This is a genomic window from Vulcanimicrobium alpinum, from assembly GCF_027923555.1.
Lineage (GTDB): Bacteria > Vulcanimicrobiota > Vulcanimicrobiia > Vulcanimicrobiales > Vulcanimicrobiaceae > Vulcanimicrobium > Vulcanimicrobium alpinum.
Window position 1 is genome coordinate 2,011,597 of sequence record NZ_AP025523.1, and the last position, 16,751, is coordinate 2,028,347.

Annotated in this window: 15 protein-coding genes; 2 read left to right on the plus strand and 13 right to left on the minus strand. The window is 68.2% G+C overall.

The features are described 5' to 3' along the window. Window positions 1–6 precede the first annotated feature (6 nt). The 12 genes from WPS_RS10405 to WPS_RS10460 all read right to left on the minus strand — a co-directional run bounded on the left by WPS_RS10405 (window position 7) and on the right by WPS_RS10460 (window position 13,406). Window positions 7–993 (minus strand): aldo/keto reductase, encoded by a 987-nt coding sequence (locus WPS_RS10405; RefSeq protein WP_317994434.1) that lies wholly within the window; start codon window positions 991–993, stop codon window positions 7–9. A 74-nt stretch (window positions 994–1,067) separates the two neighbouring features. Beyond that, the gene (locus WPS_RS10410; RefSeq protein ID WP_317994435.1) at window positions 1,068–1,493 is read right to left on the minus strand and encodes a hypothetical protein; all 426 of its coding nucleotides are present in this window, start codon (window positions 1,491–1,493) and stop codon (window positions 1,068–1,070) included. Between the two features lie 16 nt (window positions 1,494–1,509). Next, window positions 1,510–4,347: a SpoIIE family protein phosphatase gene (locus WPS_RS10415; protein WP_317994436.1), complete on the minus strand. Its 2,838-nt coding sequence runs from the start codon at window positions 4,345–4,347 to the stop codon at window positions 1,510–1,512. Window positions 4,348–4,450: 103 nt separating this feature from the next. After that, entirely contained in the window at window positions 4,451–5,881 is a 1,431-nt protein-coding gene (locus tag WPS_RS10420) for a hypothetical protein (protein ID WP_317994437.1), read from the minus strand. Further along, entirely contained in the window at window positions 5,866–7,233 is a 1,368-nt protein-coding gene (locus tag WPS_RS10425) for a glycosyltransferase family 2 protein (protein WP_317994438.1), read from the minus strand. The genes WPS_RS10420 and WPS_RS10425 overlap by 16 nt, the downstream gene beginning before the upstream one ends. Before the next feature lie 185 nt (window positions 7,234–7,418). Further along, complete coding sequence (gene rpsJ, locus WPS_RS10430; RefSeq protein ID WP_317994439.1) at window positions 7,419–7,727, minus strand: 30S ribosomal protein S10; 309 nt, start codon at window positions 7,725–7,727, stop codon at window positions 7,419–7,421. 134 nt (window positions 7,728–7,861) lie between these two features. Beyond that, the gene (gene tuf, locus WPS_RS10435) at window positions 7,862–9,064 is read right to left on the minus strand and encodes an elongation factor Tu (protein ID WP_317994440.1); all 1,203 of its coding nucleotides are present in this window, start codon (window positions 9,062–9,064) and stop codon (window positions 7,862–7,864) included. Between the two features lie 65 nt (window positions 9,065–9,129). Continuing rightward, on the minus strand, window positions 9,130–11,238 hold the full coding sequence (fusA, locus tag WPS_RS10440) for an elongation factor G (protein ID WP_317994441.1): 2,109 nt from the start codon (window positions 11,236–11,238) through the stop codon (window positions 9,130–9,132). 21 nt (window positions 11,239–11,259) lie between these two features. Further along, a complete protein-coding gene (gene rpsG, locus WPS_RS10445) occupies window positions 11,260–11,730 on the minus strand; it encodes a 30S ribosomal protein S7 (RefSeq protein ID WP_317994442.1) in 471 nt (156 codons plus the stop codon). A 14-nt stretch (window positions 11,731–11,744) separates the two neighbouring features. Next, window positions 11,745–12,188: a 30S ribosomal protein S12 gene (gene rpsL / locus WPS_RS10450; RefSeq protein ID WP_317994443.1), complete on the minus strand. Its 444-nt coding sequence runs from the start codon at window positions 12,186–12,188 to the stop codon at window positions 11,745–11,747. Between the two features lie 109 nt (window positions 12,189–12,297). Beyond that, on the minus strand, window positions 12,298–12,432 hold the full coding sequence (locus WPS_RS10455; RefSeq protein ID WP_317994444.1) for a hypothetical protein: 135 nt from the start codon (window positions 12,430–12,432) through the stop codon (window positions 12,298–12,300). Window positions 12,433–12,641: 209 nt separating this feature from the next. Next, complete coding sequence (locus tag WPS_RS10460; protein WP_317994445.1) at window positions 12,642–13,406, minus strand: alpha/beta fold hydrolase; 765 nt, start codon at window positions 13,404–13,406, stop codon at window positions 12,642–12,644. A gap of 41 nt (window positions 13,407–13,447) precedes the next feature. On the opposite strand from WPS_RS10460, the gene WPS_RS10465 reads away from it, so the two are divergent. Further along, entirely contained in the window at window positions 13,448–14,707 is a 1,260-nt protein-coding gene (locus tag WPS_RS10465; protein ID WP_317994446.1) for a GGDEF domain-containing protein, read from the plus strand. Here the strand turns inward: WPS_RS10465 and WPS_RS10470 are convergent. Beyond that, window positions 14,602–16,236: an MFS transporter gene (locus WPS_RS10470; RefSeq protein ID WP_317994447.1), complete on the minus strand. Its 1,635-nt coding sequence runs from the start codon at window positions 16,234–16,236 to the stop codon at window positions 14,602–14,604. The genes WPS_RS10465 and WPS_RS10470 overlap by 106 nt on opposite strands. Here WPS_RS10470 and WPS_RS10475 point away from each other — a divergent pair. Then, a complete protein-coding gene (locus WPS_RS10475; protein WP_317994448.1) occupies window positions 16,226–16,723 on the plus strand; it encodes a DNA-3-methyladenine glycosylase I in 498 nt (165 codons plus the stop codon). The two genes, WPS_RS10470 and WPS_RS10475, sit on opposite strands and share 11 nt — an antisense overlap. Window positions 16,724–16,751: the final 28 nt, after the last annotated feature.

Consider the following 16,751-nt stretch of genomic DNA (forward strand, 5'->3'; position numbering starts at 1 on the left):
GGGGAATCACCCGACGCGAATCGCGGTTCCCGGATAGCGTTCGCCGATCGCGGCGCCGACCGGCGCGACCTCGTTCAGCCGCGCGAGCTGCTCGACGGTCAGGCGAATCTCCGCCGCCGCGCAGTTCTCCTCGACGTACGTCACGCGTTTCGTCCCTGGGATCGGCACGAGGTCGTCGCCCTGTGCGAGCACCCACGCCAGCGCGAGCTGCGCGGGCGTGACGCCGAGTTCGGCAGCGATCTCTTTCAGCCGCGCGACAATCCGCAGGTTCTGCTCGAGGTTGCTGCCCTGGAACCGCGGTACGGTGCGCCGGAAGTCGTCGCCGGCGAAATCGCTCTCACCGCGGATCGTGCCGCTGAGCACGCCGCGCCCGATCGGGCTGTACGGCACGAATCCGATCCCGAGTTCACGGACGGTCGCGAGCACGCCGTTCTCCTCGACGTCGCGCGTGTAGAGCGAGTACTCGCTCTGCAGTGCGGTGATCGTCGCGGTCGCCGCCGCCTTGCGGATCGTCGCCGGCGCCGCTTCGGAGAGCCCGAGGAAGCGCACCTTGCCGGCTTCGACCAGCTCCTGCATCGCCCCGACCGTCTCTTCGATCGGCGTCTGCGGATCGACGCGGTGCTGGTAGTACAGATCGATGCAGTCGACGCGCAGGCGCGCGAGCGACGCTTCGCACTGCCGGCGAACGTACTCCGGGCGGCCGTTCACGCCGCGCTTCGCCGGATCGTTCGGATCGCGGACGATTCCGAACTTCGTCGCCAGCACGACCCGGTCGCGCCGGCCGGCGATCGCCCGGCCGACCAGTTCCTCGTTTTTCCCCAAGCCGTACATGTCGGCCGTGTCGAGGAGGGTCACCCCGAGGTCGAGCGCACGATGGATCGTGCGGATCGACTCGGCATCGTCGGCGTGTCCGTAAAACTCCGACATCCCCATGCAGCCCAGGCCGACCGCGCCGACCATCGGTCCGTGCGCGCCTAAACGACGTTGTTCCATGCAGTACCTCCGCAGCGTCAACGACCGCTTCGCAATGAAAACGGTTCCGGCCGTGGAAGCGCTCGCTGTGCCGATCAGCGTTTGAGGACGCGCGCGAGCTTGTCGAAGAGACCGTTGATCGATCGCTCGTGCGCCTCTTCTAACCGCCGCCACAGCAGGCGGCCTTCGGTATCGGAAAGCGTCGCGCTGAGACGGTGCGTCAACGTCACCTTGCGACCGTCCTGCGCGAGCGAGAAGGCGTGCGTGCCGTCGATCCCTTCGGTGTCGATGCGCCACACGATGCTGCGCTCGGGTTCGGCGCTCTCGAGCAGCGCGTGGATCCCGTTGTGCCATTCCTCGGTGACGCCCGGCGTGAGCGGCCCGGCAGTCCGCATGAACGGCTGCGAGGCGAACGGCCAGATCGCGTCCTGCGAGGTCCCCATCTCCGCGAGCAGCTGGTAGATCCGGCGCGGCGTCCCGTTGAAGGTACGTTCGAACGTCACATCGATCGGCGTCGGCATGACCGACGGCGTTCGGCTACGTCACGAGCGCGACCTCGATGTACGTGCCGAAGCCCGCGAGGGGTTCGATCCGCACCTCACGCGAGAGCGTCTCGATCAGAAAGAGCCCGCGACCGTTCTCCGCGTAGGCGTCTCGCGGCGCTTCGGGCGTCCACGGGAAACCCGGCCCGCGGTCGAGCGCCATCAGGACCTGCGCGTGACCGCGCGTCCGCACCGCGAGGTCGACCGGGCCCGGCGTGTAGCGCGCGACGTTCCCCACGATCTCGCCGAAGACCATCTCGCACGCAAGCCGGTCGTCGTCGCGCACGCCCAAGGACGTCAGCCGCGCGACGAACGCTTCGCGCGCCGCCTGCGCCGCACGCCCGTCGTTCGCGTCGAACGTCCAGTTCGCGCCGCCGCCGGTGCGCATCGTGAGGATCGCGACGTCGTCGCCCGGGATCGTGGGAACGACCAGCGCGCGCAACAGCGCGGCCGGCGTCGAGCAGAGATCAAACGCCGGATGCGCGAGCGCGTCGGCGACGAATCGTTCGCCTTCATCGATGTCGTGCGTCACCTCGATCAGGCCGTCGGTGAACGCGACGAAGAGATCGCCGTGACGCAGCGCGGTGGACAGCGTGACCGGCGGCGCGAATTGGCTCAGACCGAGCGGGATCCCGGCGGTTTCGAGGCGTCGCAGCGCGCCGCTCGCCGCGCGGATGAACGGCGCCGGATGCCCGGCGTTGGCGTAGCGCAGGCGGCGTGACGACGGCTGATACGTCGCGACGAACGCGGTGACGAAGATGTCGGGGTGCTCGCGCCGCAGCACCGAGTCGGCGATGGCGAGGATGCGCGCCGGATCGCGCTCGACGACGGCGAGCGCGCGAAACGCCTGCCGCATCTTCCCCATCGGAACGGCGGCGTCGAGCCCGTGCCCGGCAACGTCGCCGACGCTGAGTTCGAGCAGCCCGTCGTCGAAGCTGAACGCGTCGTACCAATCGCCGCCGACGGTGAGATCGCTGGTCCCCGGCGCATACACCGCATCGCACACGACTCCGCCGACGCTCGGCAGCGACGGCGGCAGGAACGATGCCTGCAGCGTACGCGCGACCTCGCTCTGCCGCTCGTAAAGGCGTGCGTTGCCGACGGCGATCGCCGCGCGTTGCGCCAGCAGCGTTGCGAGCTGGACGTCCTCTTCGGTGAAGCGCCGTTCGCTCTCAGCGATCGCGAGCGTGAAGACGCCGTAGCGCTCGTCATCGGCCGCCAGCGGGACGTAGAGGATGCTGCGCAGTCCCAGCGACGCCAGCAGCGCGCGCTGATTCGGATCCTCGATCGTTCCGGCGAGATCGTGAGCGAACTCGGTGATCCGCGACGGCTCGCCCGACGAGGCGACGACTTCGGCCGTCGCACTCTCCGCGATCGGATACCGGCGGAAGTATTCACGCATCAGCCGCACCCGCGCCGGATCGCGATGCGCGATCGCGGCGGGATGCAGGCGGCGCGACTCGTCGTAGATGTGAACGGCGCACCAGTCCGCGAGATGCTCGATCGCGATGTCCGCCAGCCGCTGCAGCGCGACCGACGTGTCGAGCGTCCCCGCGAACGCGGAGGCGGCCTCGACGACGACGCGCAGCGCGTCCTCGGCGCGCTTGCGTTCGTCGATGTCGGTCGCCGTGGCGATCCACGAACCGATGGTCTCGCGATCGTCGAGTACAGGAACGACGCGCTGCAGAAACCAGCGATACGTCCCGTCGTTTCGCCGCAGGCGCGTCTGCACTTCGAAGGGACCGCCGCCGCGCATCCCGCGCTCCCACGCGTCGTGCAGGGCGCCGGAATCGCCGTCGTGCGTGGCCGCAGCCCACGCCGCGCGGTCGAGCGCTTCGCCCTCGACGCCGGTGTACTCCGACCAGCGGCGGTTCGCATATTGCAGCGTGCCGTCAGAACGGAAGACCGCCACCATCTCCGGCAACTGGTCGGCGAGCGTGCGATAGCGGCGCTCCGAAGCGACGAGGTCGCGCGTCGCGGAGGCGTAGCGCATCGCGGCAGCGGCGCGCGCGGCGAGATCGACGTAGAACGGAAGATCGGCGGCGTCGAACGCGACGGCCGATTCGCCGGTGCGCGCGATCGCGAGCGCGCCGAGGTGATGCTCGCCGTCTGCGAGCGGGACGACGATCGCCGAACACACGTCGAGCACGCGGTTGACGCGTGCTGCTTCTTCGGACCAGTCGGCCGGCAAGGCGTCGCCGTCGACGATCAAGGGCGTGCCGGATCGCGCGACCTCCCACGACGTACCGGCGGGCGTGCCCGCGAACCGGTAGCGTTCGCGCGACACGGCGAGCGCCTTCCGCACCGGCGCGCTTCCCGCGGTCACGCAACGCTCGAAGGACCCGTCGGGACGGAACAGGTCGATGACCCCGTAGTCGGCGTGACGCGGAACGACGATCGCGAGCAGCCCTTCCATCAGCGCGTCGGCGTTGCCGGCGGTCCCCATCTGCGCGTTGACCGCGCCCAGCAGCGCCTCGCGTTCGCGTGCAGCCCGTTCGTCGCCGAACGGCATGACGGTGCCGACCCAACCGTCGACGGTGCCGTCGTCGTCGCGCAGCGGCCACGCGCGCCCGAGATACCAGCGGTAGCGGCCGTCGTCGGCGCGCATCCGATACTCGTCGCGAAGTTCGCTGCCGTCGGCGATGCTGGCGGCCCACCTCGCCTGCGAGACGACGAGGTCGTCGGGATGGACGCGCGCCGCGAACGTTTCCCCGCTGATCTCGGCGTCCGCCGCAATCCCGGCGAGCCGTCGCCACGCGGCATTCGCGGCGGTGAGATTACCGCGGGCGTCGGCGAACCAGACGACGTCGGGAAGCAAATCCAGCGCGGCCAACCTGAGATTCCGGCCTGCCGCCTGCAGCGATCGCCACGCCCATCACGGGACCGTATCTACCCATTATCCGACCGCTTGCTGCACGGCCGGACGCGCCCTCAGCTCAAAGCGCGCATGAGAATCCGATCGCGGCACCCGTACGCCGGTACCCCGAGGCGCTCGAGAGGGCCGAGTTCTGCGCATTCAGCGAGGCGTCGGCCCGCAGACAGCCGCCGACCGGACCGCGGACCGTCAGCGCGTACGAGAACGGAGTCCCGGCCGAACCGCCTCCGGCCTGATGACCCAGACCGGCCGAGGCGTCGACGAACCACCTCCGAACGCGCCGGCGCACCGTGACGGCGTAGTTCTGTTCCACGTAGTGCGCGGGGCTGAAGTAGCCGAGGCCGGCGGTCGCGTCGCTGAACGCGCGCTCGCGAATCAGCAGCCCGATACCGGCGCTCGGGACGGCGGCGACCGCGAGCGACGCATCGACGCCGTGACGGACGTTGCCGTCGGAGAACCGCTCCACGTACGTTCCCGCCGAGAGCGCGAGCGGATCGGCGAGGCGCAGCGTTGCGCGGGCGCCGAGGGTGCGCGCCGTCGTGCGATTCGCGATCGCGGTCTGCGTCTCGACGGCTTCGCCGCTCGCGTACGCGGCGACGCGCAGATCGTCGGTCGCCTGATACGCGACGTCGCTCGACCAGACTGCGGGCGTCCAGCCCGCGTACGCCCCGCGCCCCGCGGTGACGCTCACGGTCGTCGCATCGCCGGCGCGCGCGTCGAAACCGGCCCGCGTCTCGGTGCCGTGCAGCGACCAGGCCGCATCGTGGAGATCGAACGCGCGCACGCGCACATCCACCGCAGCGGTGCGCGAGACGGGAGCGCGCACCGAGGCCGTCGTGTCGTTGGTCGAGAGTCCGTCGCTGTCGTGGGCGTACGCATCGTTCACGGTGACGGTCGGCGCGAGATCGCGGTGCACGTCGTCGGCGAGCGAGCGCGCTTGGTGCGCAAGCTGGGAACCGGGCGCGAGTTGTGCGAGTGCCGGCTCGCCGCGTTCCAAGAGCGCCTGGGCCTTGTCGGACCATCCGCTCCACGACGCGGCCTGCGCTGCGGCGACGGTGAGATCGGAACTGACGACCGGCGCATCGCCGACCGTCCGGAACGCTTCGCGCGGCCGGTCGAGATACGCGAGGCTCTTCACCTCGCCGGCGAGCGCAATTTGACGATCCTCCGGCGAGAGATCGCAGGTGAGGAGCGTCGCGTACACCGAGCGCGCCTCTTCGTAGCGCCCGAGCCACATCAGCATCCGCGCGATCCCGAAACGTGCCGTCCGTTCGGATTCGGCGTCGCCGCCGGCCGCGGCGAGCGCGGCGCGAAACGCGGCGAGCGCGTCCTGCGGGCGCTCCGCAACGGCGTCGGCGCGCGCTTCGGCGAGCGCCTGCGCGAACGGCGCCGCCGCATCGGCGCGCACCGGCGACGTGATCGACGGAAGCAGCGCGACCGCGAACAGCGCGGAGATCAGAGCCTTGCGGCGAACCATCACTTGGTACCCCATGACTTGCGCAAGCCGATGATTTCGGAGAGATAGCCCGCGATCGTCGCCGGCTGCAGCATCAGACTGTAGACGAGCAGGTAGGAGAGAAATCCGAACAGGTTGCGGCGGACGAGCAGACCCTGACGGGCGAACATCGGCTGCTGCGTGCGGAAGATGACGAGGTTGATCAGCAGCGCGAGCGGCAGGACGGCGATCGTCGCCGGTCCGGCGAGATCGAAGCGCCCGAACAGCGCCATGACGACGCCGGGAACGAACACGAAGAGATACACCGCGTCGAGCAGCGGGAAGAGCAGGTTCCAGTAGATGAACACGGCGTTGAGACGCGGCTGGATCAGCACTTCGGGATGGCGGCGGAACGCTTCGATCAAACCGCGCGCCCAGCGCCGGCGCTGTTTGAAGAACGCGCCGTAACTCGTCGGCACGTTCGTGAACGCGATCGCGTCCTCGGCGTAGCCGACGCGATGGCCGGACTTGAGCATCGCCCACGTCATCACGATGTCCTCGCCGACCGTATCGGGCCAGCCGCCGACTTCGCGCAGCGCCGCTTTGGTGTAGAGCGAGAACGCGCCCTGCGCGACCAGCGTCCCCTGGTAGAGCGACTGCGCGCGCTTCACGGCCGCGATGCCGTGAAAGTAGTCCCACTCCTGCACCTTCGCGAGGACGCCGTCGCGCGAGTTGCGCACGAGCACCGTGCCCGCGACCGCGGCTGTTTCAGGCGGATCGGAGAGGAACCGTTCGACGATGCGGCCCAGCGCGTCACGGTAGAGGAACGTGTCGGCGTCGATCGAGACCAACAAGTCGTGCGAGGAGAGTTCGAGGCCGCGGTTGAGCGCGGCCGCTTTGCCGCCGTGCGGGGCGGCAATGACGCGCAGCGCGGGATACTTCGCGATCATCGCCCGCGCGCGCACGAGCGTCGCGTCGGTCGAGCCGTCGTCGATGACGAGCACTTCCATCGCCCCGGGATAACCGGTCTCGAAGACGTTCTCGATCGTGGCCGCGATCGTCGCCTGTTCGTTGTACGCGGCGATCAGGATGCTGACCGGCGGATAGACGGTGGGGGCCCGGCGCGCCGGACGCCGGTCGATCATCAGGCTCGAGACGATGAACGCGTTCATCGCGCCGGGGAAGAACGCGATGAGCGTGATCGTGGCGATCGCGACCGGGAACGTCACCGTGCGGCTGAGGTCGAAGATCCACGGCAGCGCCATGATGACGCTGAACGTCACCCAGAGGCACGCGATCGTGAGGGTGACCCCGAGCTTCGCGCGGATCGGGAGGTAGAAGGCACGGCCCGATCGCGCTCGCGCGACCGTGACGATGGTCGGTTTGTTCCGTGGGATGAGAAGGGACACTGCTACCTCCCTGCGCAGTCTTTGGTCCCTACGTGGTTCCCGAAAGGGAAAACGTGACTCCTATCGCTTGTATGTTGCCCGCGCAAGGAAGCCATCAGCGTTGTGTTAAGCGATCGTCGGGTTCCCCTTACAAACAAAAAAGGCCCCGGCGATGCCGGAGCCTTTCTGGCGAAGCGCCAGCGGCGCTATGCTTTGAGTTCGATGTCGACGCCGGCCGGGAGGTCGAGATGCATGAGCGCATCCATCGTCTTCGGCGAGGCCTGGAGGATGTCGATGAGGCGCTTGTGGGTGCGCATCTCAAAGTGCTCGCGCGACTTCTTGTCGACGTGCGGGGAACGGTTGACGCAGAACCGGTTGATCTCCGTCGGGAGCGGCACCGGACCGCTGACGAACGCCCCCGTACGCTTCGCCGTGTCGACGATGCGCTCGGCGGACTGATCGAGCACGCGGTGATCGTACGCTTTGAGCCGGATACGGATCTTCTGCTTTGACATGGTTGTGATCGAGCTTTCTTAATCTTGCGCTAAACGCCCCAGCGGGCTAACTGTGCCGACAGATGCGAGGCGCCGAGGGGCGAAGTGGTCTGGGGACCACGAGTCCCTCGGCAACGAAGCAGATGGCGGTACAGTTAGTCCGCCACGGTAGTGACGACGCCGGCGCCGACGGTGCGGCCGCCTTCACGAATGGCGAACCGCAGGCCCTCTTCGCACGCGATCGGGGTGATCAGCTCGACGTCCATCGTGATGTTGTCGCCGGGCATGACCATCTCGACCCCTTCCGGCAGCTTGATCGTGCCGGTAACGTCGGTCGTGCGGAAATAGAACTGCGGGCGGTAGTTGGCGAAGAACGGGGTGTGGCGGCCGCCCTCTTCTTTGGAGAGGACGTACACCTCGGCCTTGAACTTCTTGTGCGGCTTGATCGAGCCCGGCTTCGCGAGAACCTGGCCGCGCTCGATGTCGTTGCGCTCCACGCCGCGGAGCAGGACGCCGACGTTGTCGCCGGCGATGCCGACGTCGAGCAGCTTGCGGAACATCTCGATCCCGGTGACGACCGTCTTGCGGGTCTCGTCCTGGAGGCCGACGATCTCGACTTCCTCACCGACTTTGACCTGACCGCGTTCGACGCGGCCCGTGCCGACCGTGCCGCGGCCCGTGATCGTGAAGACGTCTTCGACCGGCATCAGGAACGGCTTGTCGACGGGGCGTTCCGGCGTCGGGATGTACGAGTCGACCGCGTCCATCAACTGGAAGATCGGTTCGGCGTCGGCATCGCCGCGCTTGCCCGACGAGTTGAGGGCTTTGGTCGCCGAACCGCGGATGATCGGGGTGTCGTCGCCCGGGAACTCGTAGCTCGAGAGCAGCTCGCGGACTTCCATCTCGACGAGCTCGAGGAGCTCCGGATCGTCGACGAGGTCGACCTTGTTGAGGAACACGACGATCTTCTGAACGCCGACCTGGCGCATGAGCAGCACGTGCTCGCGCGTCTGCGGCATCGGACCGTCGGTCGCCGCGACGACCAGGATCGCACCGTCCATCTGCGCCGCGCCGGTGATCATGTTCTTGATGTAGTCGGCGTGACCGGGGCAGTCGACGTGCGCGTAGTGGCGCGCGTTCGTCTCGTACTCCTGATGCGAGATGGCGATCGTAATCCCGCGCTCCTTCTCCTCGGGCGCGTTGTCGATATCGTCGACGCCGCGCTTCGCGATGGAGGAGTGCTCGGTCGCGAGGCAGTTGATGATCGCGGCCGTCAGCGTCGTCTTACCGTGGTCGACGTGACCGGTCGTCCCGATGTTGACGTGCGGCTTCGACCGCTCGAACTTTGCCTTTGCCATGATGCCTTTGTCTCGATGCCCTTCTAGGTGCGTGTGGTTCTGGTGCGTGAATCGCGTCGTGCGCGCTAAGCGGTCGCGAGTTTCTTCCCGGAGGCCTTGGCGACGATCTCTTCCTCGACGGACTTCGGCGCCTTCTCGTAGTGCGAGAACTCCATGGTGTACGTTGCGCGGCCTTGCGTCGCGCTGCGCAGGTCGGTCGCATAGCCGAACATCTCCGAGAGCGGGACGTTCGCTTTCACGACGACCGCGCCGCCGACCGCTTCGTCCTGCGATTGGATCTGGCCGCGGCGGCGATTGAGGTCGCCGTTGACCGCGCCCATGTAGTCGCGCGGGGCGGTGACTTCGACGCCCATGATCGGTTCGAGCAGGATCGGACCGGCCGCGCGGTTCGCTTCCTTGAACGCCATCGAGCCGGCGATCTTGAACGCCATCTCGCTCGAGTCGACGTCGTGGAACGAGCCGTCGAAGACCGTCGCCTTGAAGTCGAGGACCGGATAGCCCGCGAGCACGCCGGACTCGGCGGCCTCACGGATTCCTTCCATGACCGGCTTCTGGTATTCGCGCGGGATGACGCCGCCGACGATCGCCCACTCGAAGACGTAGCCGGTGTTCGGCTCGCCCGGCTCGAGGCGGACCCAGACGTCGCCGTACTGGCCCTTGCCGCCGGTCTGCCGGACGAATTTGCCCTGCTTTTCGACCTTCTTCGTGATCGCTTCTTTGTACGCGACCTGCGGTTTGCCGACGTTCGCTTCGACCTTGAACTCGCGCTTGAGACGATCGAGGATGATCTCGAGATGGAGCTCGCCCATCCCGGCGATGATCGTCTGCTGCGTCTCTTCGTCGGTGCGCATCCGGAACGTCGGATCTTCCTGCGCGAGGCGCGAGAGCGCGATACCCAGTTTGTCCTGATCGCCCTTCGTCTTCGGCTCGATCGCCTGCGAGATGACGGGTTCCGGGAACGTGATCGACTCAAGCAGGATCGGGTTCTTCTCGTCGCAGAGCGTGTCGCCGGTGCGCGTATCGGTGAGACCGACCGCCGCCGCGATGTCGCCCGCGCCGATCGCGTCGATGTCTTCGCGATGGTTGGCGTGCATCCGCAGGATGCGCCCGATGCGCTCCTTGCGTCCGCTGCGCGCGTTGTACACGTACGTGCCCTTTTCGAGGACGCCGGAATAGACGCGGAAGTACGTCAGGTTGCCGTACGGGTCGGTCGCGATCTTGAACGCGAGCGCCGAGAACTTCTCTTCGTCGGCCGGCTTGCGCGTGATCTCCGACTCGTCGTGCGGATCCTTGCCGGTGATCGGCTTGGCGTCGATCGGCGAGGGGAGGAAGTCGACGACGGCGTCGAGCAGCGGCTGCACGCCCTTGTTCTTGAACGCCGAGCCGCAGAGCATCGGGAGCACCTGGCCCGCGATCGTCGCCTTGCGCAACGCCGCTTTGAGGCGGTCGACCGGGAGCTCCTGGCCGTCGAAGAACATCTCAAGCAGCTCGTCGTCGTGCTCGGCGATCGCCTCGACCAGCTTTCCGCGCCACTCCTGCGCGGTGGTGTAAAGTTCGCCGTCGGCTTCCGTCACCGGGACCGAGTCCGTCGTCGAGCCGAGGTCGTCGGTGTAGACGATCTTGCTCATCGTGAACAGGTCGACGACGCCCAGAAACTCCGCTTCGGCGCCGATCGGGACCTGAATCGGGGTCGCAGGCGCGCCGAGGCGTTCGCGGATCTTGTCGACGCAGTTGAAGAAGTCCGCACCCATGCGGTCCATCTTGTTGACGAAGATGACGCGCGGGACGGCGTACTTGTTCGCCTGGCGCCACACCGTCTCGGACTGCGGCTGGACCGCGGCGACGGAGTCGAAGAGCGCAACGAGGCCGTCGAGGACGCGCAGCGAGCGCTCGACCTCGACCGTAAAGTCCACGTGGCCTGGCGTATCGATGATGTTGATGCGCGTGTCGCGCCAGGTGCAGGCGGTCGCGGCGGACGTGATCGTGATCCCGCGTTCCTGCTCTTGGACCATCCAGTCCATCGTCGCGGCGCCGTCGTGCACTTCACCGATCTTGTGCGTGCGGCCGGTATAGAAAAGAATCCGCTCCGTCGCCGTCGTCTTGCCGGCGTCGATATGAGCAGCGATCCCGATGTTGCGGGTGCGTTCGAGCGGAAATTCGCGCTTGAGAGCCATGATGTTAGAAGAGGGAGCCGATCACCAGCGGTAGTGAGCGAAAGCTTTGTTGGCTTCCGCCATTTTGTGCGTGTCCTCGCGCTTCTTGATCGAAGCGCCTTGATTGTTCGCCGCGTCCATCAGTTCGTTGGCCAATTTCTCGGTCATCGACTTGCCGGGACGCTGGCGCGCGTAGCCGATGAGCCAGCGCATCGCCATCGCCTGACGGCGATCGGGACGCACTTCCATCGGGACCTGATACGTGGCGCCGCCGACGCGGCGCGGACGCACTTCCACCAGCGGCATCGCGTTGCCCAGGGCCTGGGTGAAGACGTCCATCGGATCGCGTCCGGTCTTCGTCGCGATCAGCTCGAGCGCATCGTACGTGATGAGCTCGGCGACCGACTTCTTCCCGCGCAGCATCACTTTGTTGATGAAACGCGACAAGACTTTCGAGCCGAATTTCGGATCGGGAAGGATGGGACGTTTGGGGACCGGGCCCTTACGCGGCATGAAAACGCGGTTCCTTACTTCTTCTTCTGATTGCGCTTAGCGCCGTACTTGGAACGGCCTTGCTTGCGGTTCGCGGCGCCCGAGGTGTCGAGCGTGCCGCGGATGATGTGGTAGCGGACGCCCGGGAGATCTTTGACACGGCCGCCGCGGATGAGCACCACGGAGTGCTCCTGGAGGTTGTGGCCGATCCCCGGGATGTACGCGGTCACTTCCTCGCCGTTGGTGAGGCGGACGCGCGCGACCTTACGAAGCGCCGAGTTCGGCTTCTTCGGGGTGATCGTCTTGACCTGAGTGCAGACGCCGCGACGCTGCGGGTTGCCCGCGACTTCGAACGTGCGGTTGGGCAGGTCGGGGTGGCCCGGCTTCGGTCCCGTCGAAACGACGCGGAACGCCGGGGTTTTCACCTTTTTCTGCTGCTTCTCTCGGCCCTTACGGACCAATTGGGAAATCGTCGGCACTCGGTTCTCCGGAACACACGCGAAAGCGACCGACCACGGCGGGTCGGCCGGAACCCTCGAAGCATACCATGCCCCGTTTGGGGCGTCAACGCGGAGGCGCTGGGGCGGGTCAGCCCCGGGTGATGCGCTCCGCTGCGGGGGCGACCCCGTCCTCGTCGCGGGCCAGCCCGGCCGCCGCGGCGTCTGCCGCCGCGTCGAGCGAGGCTTGGGTCCAGCGGCGCTGGTACCCCGTCCCAGTCCCCATATCGGAGACGCGTCCGCGTACCCCAACGTCGCTGGTGACCGCGACCGGGAAGCCGTCGACCCGGGTGCTCGGGGCCTTGAGGGCGGGGGGCGTGTAAGCGGGACGCCCGCTGTCGTCGTACATCTGCGCTTCCTTCGTTCGGCCGCGGGCCGGTCGGCCCCGCCGCACCCAGCAGACCACGCTGGAGGGTCCCGTGTCGGTGACCGCGGCTACGCGAACCGCTCGATCACCCCGGCGACCTCGTCCGGCGTCTCGACGGGGAGGTTGTGCCCGGCGTTGCGCAGGCTGACGAAGAGCGCGCCGCCGATCCGCTCGGCGACGCTGCGCTTGACCCGCGCCGGCGGGGCGAGCGGGTCGTGTTCACCGGCGACGACCACGGTCGGGACCGCGATTCGTTCGAGCCGGTCGGCGAACGCGACGGTGCGGCCGTGATCGTACCAGCCGAACCACGCTTCGCGCTGCGCGACCAGCGCGTCGTCCACGATCCGCTCCATCACCTCGGGCTCGACTTCGCGCCGCATCGCGGCGCGCTGGAACGCCTCGATGCGGGCGCGCGAGCCGAAGGCATCTTCCGCGAGGGCGCGGTGCTTCGGGTTCATCGCGTACGCATCGGCGGTCCCCGGCGCGACCAGGATCAGCTTGCGCAGCGCGGTCGGCCGCGCCGTCGCGAGGTACTGCGCGAGCTTTCCGCCCATCGAGTGCGCGACGAGGACCGCGCCGCCGCTCGCCGCCAGCGCCGCCTCGAGATCCGAGAGGTAACCCGGGAAGTCGTGACCGCTCGCGGGACGGTCGCTGAGCCCGGCGCCGCGGAAATCGAGCAGCAGCGAACGGAAGCGCCGCGGGTCGAGCCGCTCGACGACGTCGTACCACATCCGGCGGCTCGAAATCCATCCGTGCGCGAAGAGTACGGTGGAGTCACCCGACCCGCGCGGCTCGAGCGCGAGCGTAATTTCTTCGTTTTGTATGTACCGCACGCGTGGTGGGCGCGAACCTTTCCTCCGACGATGGTGGAAGAATGGCACCGCTCGCCAGCCACCTCGTCGGGTATCTTTCGATGTTCCTCCAGCTGGGCATCCTGGCCATGCTGGCCGGGCTCGCCGCGGTGGTGCGCGCGTCGCTGGGCCGCCGCATGTTCGACGGGTGGACGGTCGGATTGCTCTCTACCGCCGCCGGGATGGGCGTTCTCGCGGCGACGGCGCTCCTGTACGATCTCCCGGCCCTCGGGCGCGCGCCGATGGCGACGATGCTGGTTGCCGCCCTCGAAGACGCCGGCGTCCTGTATTTCATCGCGGCGATCCGGCACGAGCGCCGGCGCCGTCTGCTGAACACGGCACCCGTTGCGGCGTTTGCGCTCGCGATCGTCGGCACCGCGGTCGCGACGCTGCTGCTGCCGACGTTCATCGCGGCGTACCGCGTGCACACCGCGCTGCTCGCCATGCTCTTCGCCTTCGCCGCGTTCGAGAGCATGCGCGGCGAAATCCGCGGCCTCGGCGCCGGACTGCTGACCGTAGCGCTCAGCGCCCTCGCGATCGACTACCTGCACCTTCCGCTGCTCGCGCTCGCCGGCGTGCAGTTCGCGCCTTCGTATCCCGGACTCGAAAGTTACCTGACCGTCGCGCTCGACATCGTGCTCGGCGTCGCGATCGTCGTTCAGGCGACCGACGCGGCGCGGGGCGAACTCGAAGAACGCAACGCCGCGCTCGCGCGCGCCGAGCGGCTGACCCGCGACGCCGTCTACGTCGATCCGCTCTGCCGCGTGGCGAACCGCGCCGCTTTCATGGACCGCATCGCGCAGCCGCCGCCGTACGGCGCGGTCGCGATGATCGATCTCGACGGGCTCAAGCGGATCAACGATCGTTTGGGCCACGCCGCCGGCGATGCCGCGCTGACGACCGCCGCGCGCGCGCTGCGCAACGGTTGCGGCGAGTGCGGCACGATCTATCGGATCGGCGGCGACGAGTTCGCCGGCGTGTGGATCGGGCTGAGCGCGGAGACCGTCGATACCCTGATCGAGGCGATCGCGCGCGAGATGGGCGGGACGGTGCACGATCCGGCGCCGGTGCGGCTGTCGTGGGGCGTCGCGTCGTTCGGACCGCAGCGTCCCTTCAACGGTGCGATCGTCGCCGCCGACGCGCAGCTCTACGACCGCCGCGCCGCGCGCGCGGAACACTACGCCGAACGCAGACGCCCCGGAATCGAGACCAAAGCGACGCCGGCGGCGAGAACGCAGACGATCACCGACGCCCCCATCACGGCGCGAAACCCCGCCAGGTAACCTTCGCGCACGGCCCGCGCGACGGCGTCGCGATCGCGCGCCGGAACATCGCGCGGCACGCTGCCGCCGTAGAGTTTGCCGATCTGGTCGTGCACGACGCGCTGCGTCGCCGGGCTGAGGTGCTCGCGCGCGACGCGCGCCCCCATCCCGTTGACGAAGACGCCCGCCAGAATGAACCCGAAGAGCGCGATCGCGAGCAGGCCGGCGGTGCGCGCGACGGCGTTGTTCACGCCCGACGCGACGCCGCTCTCGGCGGTGTCGACGGCGTCGAAGACCGTCGTCGTCAGCGGTGCGACGAAGAACACGCCGCCGATCCCCAGCAGCACCGCCGCGGGGAAGAACGTCGTCCAGTACGAGCCGTCCAAGCCGGGAAGCGCGAACGCCGCGAAGCCGAGCGCCGCGATGAGCGCGCCGGCGAGCAGCGGAAGCCGCGCGCCGAACCGCGCGATCAGACCGCCGGACCAGCGCGCCAGGAAGAACTGCAGGAGGATGAACGGCAGCAGCGCTGCGCCGGCGGCGCTCGGCGCGTAACCGTGCACGTCGATGAGCACGAACGGAAGGAAGTACAGGCTCCCGCCGATCGCGGCGTAGAGCAGCAGCGTGTAGACGTTCGCGCCGCTGAACGTCTTCGAACGGAAGAGCCGCAGCGGGAGCATCGGTGCCGGCGAGCGCCGTTCGACGACGACGAAGGCGGCGCCGAGCACGACGCTCGCGACGAGCGCGCTCCACGCGAGCGCGTCCGGCGCAGCGCCCTCGGAGTGGATGAGCCCGAACGTCAGCAAACCGAGCGCGATCGTCGCGAGCACCGCACCCGCGACGTCGAGGCGCCGCACCATCTCCTCATCGCGGCTCTCGGCATAGCCGCGCCACGACACGGCGAACACCACGACCGCGAGCGGCAGGTTCAAGAGGAACACCCACCGCCACGACGCGTGCTGCGCGAGATAACCGCCGATGATCGGACCCGCCGCACCGGTGATCGATGCGAACGCCGACCACGTTCCGATCGCTCTGCCGCGCTCGGCGCCGGTGAACGTCGCGCTGATCAGCGCCAGCGACTCCGGCATCATGAGCGCGCCGCCCACGCCTTGCAGACAGCGCGCCACGATCAGCACGTCGATCGACGGCGCGAACGCGCAGCCGAGCGATGCGAACGCGAAGATCCCGACGCCGATGAGAAAGCAGCGTTTGCGCCCGTAGAGATCGCCGAGCGATCCGCCCAGCAGGATCAGCGACGAGAGAAAGAGCGAGTAGCCCTCGACGACCCATTGCACGGCGCCGCCGTCGGCGCCGAAGTCTTTCTGCAGGATCGGCAGGGCCACGTTGACGGCCGTCCCGTCGATGAAGCTCATCGCCGAGCCGACGATCGCCGCGATCAGCACCCACGTCTTCGCCACCCGACGGTGATCGGGTATGATGGTCGCGCGCCCCTGCCCGCCGCGGAGAATCGCCATCGCCAAAGCCGCCAAGAAAAAGAAGACCGCGCCGCCGGTGCGCGTGCCGAAGCGGCCGACGCCGGTGGAGCGCATCCCCCGCGTCATCGAAGACCCGACGCTCGACGATCACCTCGCGGTGATGACGCGCGCCGTGATGCAGGCCGGGCTCTCGTGGGCGTTCATCGACGCGAATTGGGATGCCTACGCGGCCGCATTCGACCGCTTCGCGGTCGACGCGGTCGCTGCGTACGGCGAGGCCGAGGTCGCGCGCATCATGGAGACGGAGAACGTGATCCATTCGCGCGCGAAGATCGAGGGGACGATCAAGAACGCGCGCGCGCTCATCGAGATCGCGAACGCGTTCGGCTCGGTTCGAGCCTACCAGGAATCGTTCGCCGGCTACGACGACGCGCGCAAGGACGCGAAGAAACGCTTCGCGTTCATGGGCGACTTGAATGTCTACTACTGGCGCTTCCGCACCGGGGCTGCCGTCCCCGATCTCGAGGAGTGGATGAAAGGACAGGAACGCGACCATCCGCGGATGCGCGAGATGGTCGCGAACGCGAAAGCGCCGCGCTGAGCCCGGCCACGCTGCGTGCAGCGTGACG

What these genes read in the sequence shown, in the direction of transcription:
- WPS_RS10405 (WP_317994434.1), bottom strand. Translation starts at nt 993, where the DNA reads ATGGAACAACGTCGTTTAGGCGCGCACGGACCGATGGTCGGCGCGGTC.
- WPS_RS10410 (WP_317994435.1), bottom strand. Translation starts at nt 1,493, where the DNA reads ATGCCGACGCCGATCGATGTGACGTTCGAACGTACCTTCAACGGGACG.
- WPS_RS10420 (WP_317994437.1), bottom strand. Translation starts at nt 5,881, where the DNA reads ATGGGGTACCAAGTGATGGTTCGCCGCAAGGCTCTGATCTCCGCGCTG.
- rpsJ (WP_317994439.1), bottom strand. Translation starts at nt 7,727, where the DNA reads ATGTCAAAGCAGAAGATCCGTATCCGGCTCAAAGCGTACGATCACCGC.
- tuf (WP_317994440.1), bottom strand. Translation starts at nt 9,064, where the DNA reads ATGGCAAAGGCAAAGTTCGAGCGGTCGAAGCCGCACGTCAACATCGGG.
- fusA (WP_317994441.1), bottom strand. Translation starts at nt 11,238, where the DNA reads ATGGCTCTCAAGCGCGAATTTCCGCTCGAACGCACCCGCAACATCGGG.
- rpsG (WP_317994442.1), bottom strand. Translation starts at nt 11,730, where the DNA reads ATGCCGCGTAAGGGCCCGGTCCCCAAACGTCCCATCCTTCCCGATCCG.
- WPS_RS10455 (WP_317994444.1), bottom strand. Translation starts at nt 12,432, where the DNA reads ATGGGGACTGGGACGGGGTACCAGCGCCGCTGGACCCAAGCCTCGCTC.
- WPS_RS10465 (WP_317994446.1), top strand. Translation starts at nt 13,448, where the DNA reads ATGGCACCGCTCGCCAGCCACCTCGTCGGGTATCTTTCGATGTTCCTC.
- WPS_RS10470 (WP_317994447.1), bottom strand. Translation starts at nt 16,236, where the DNA reads ATGCGCTCCACCGGCGTCGGCCGCTTCGGCACGCGCACCGGCGGCGCG.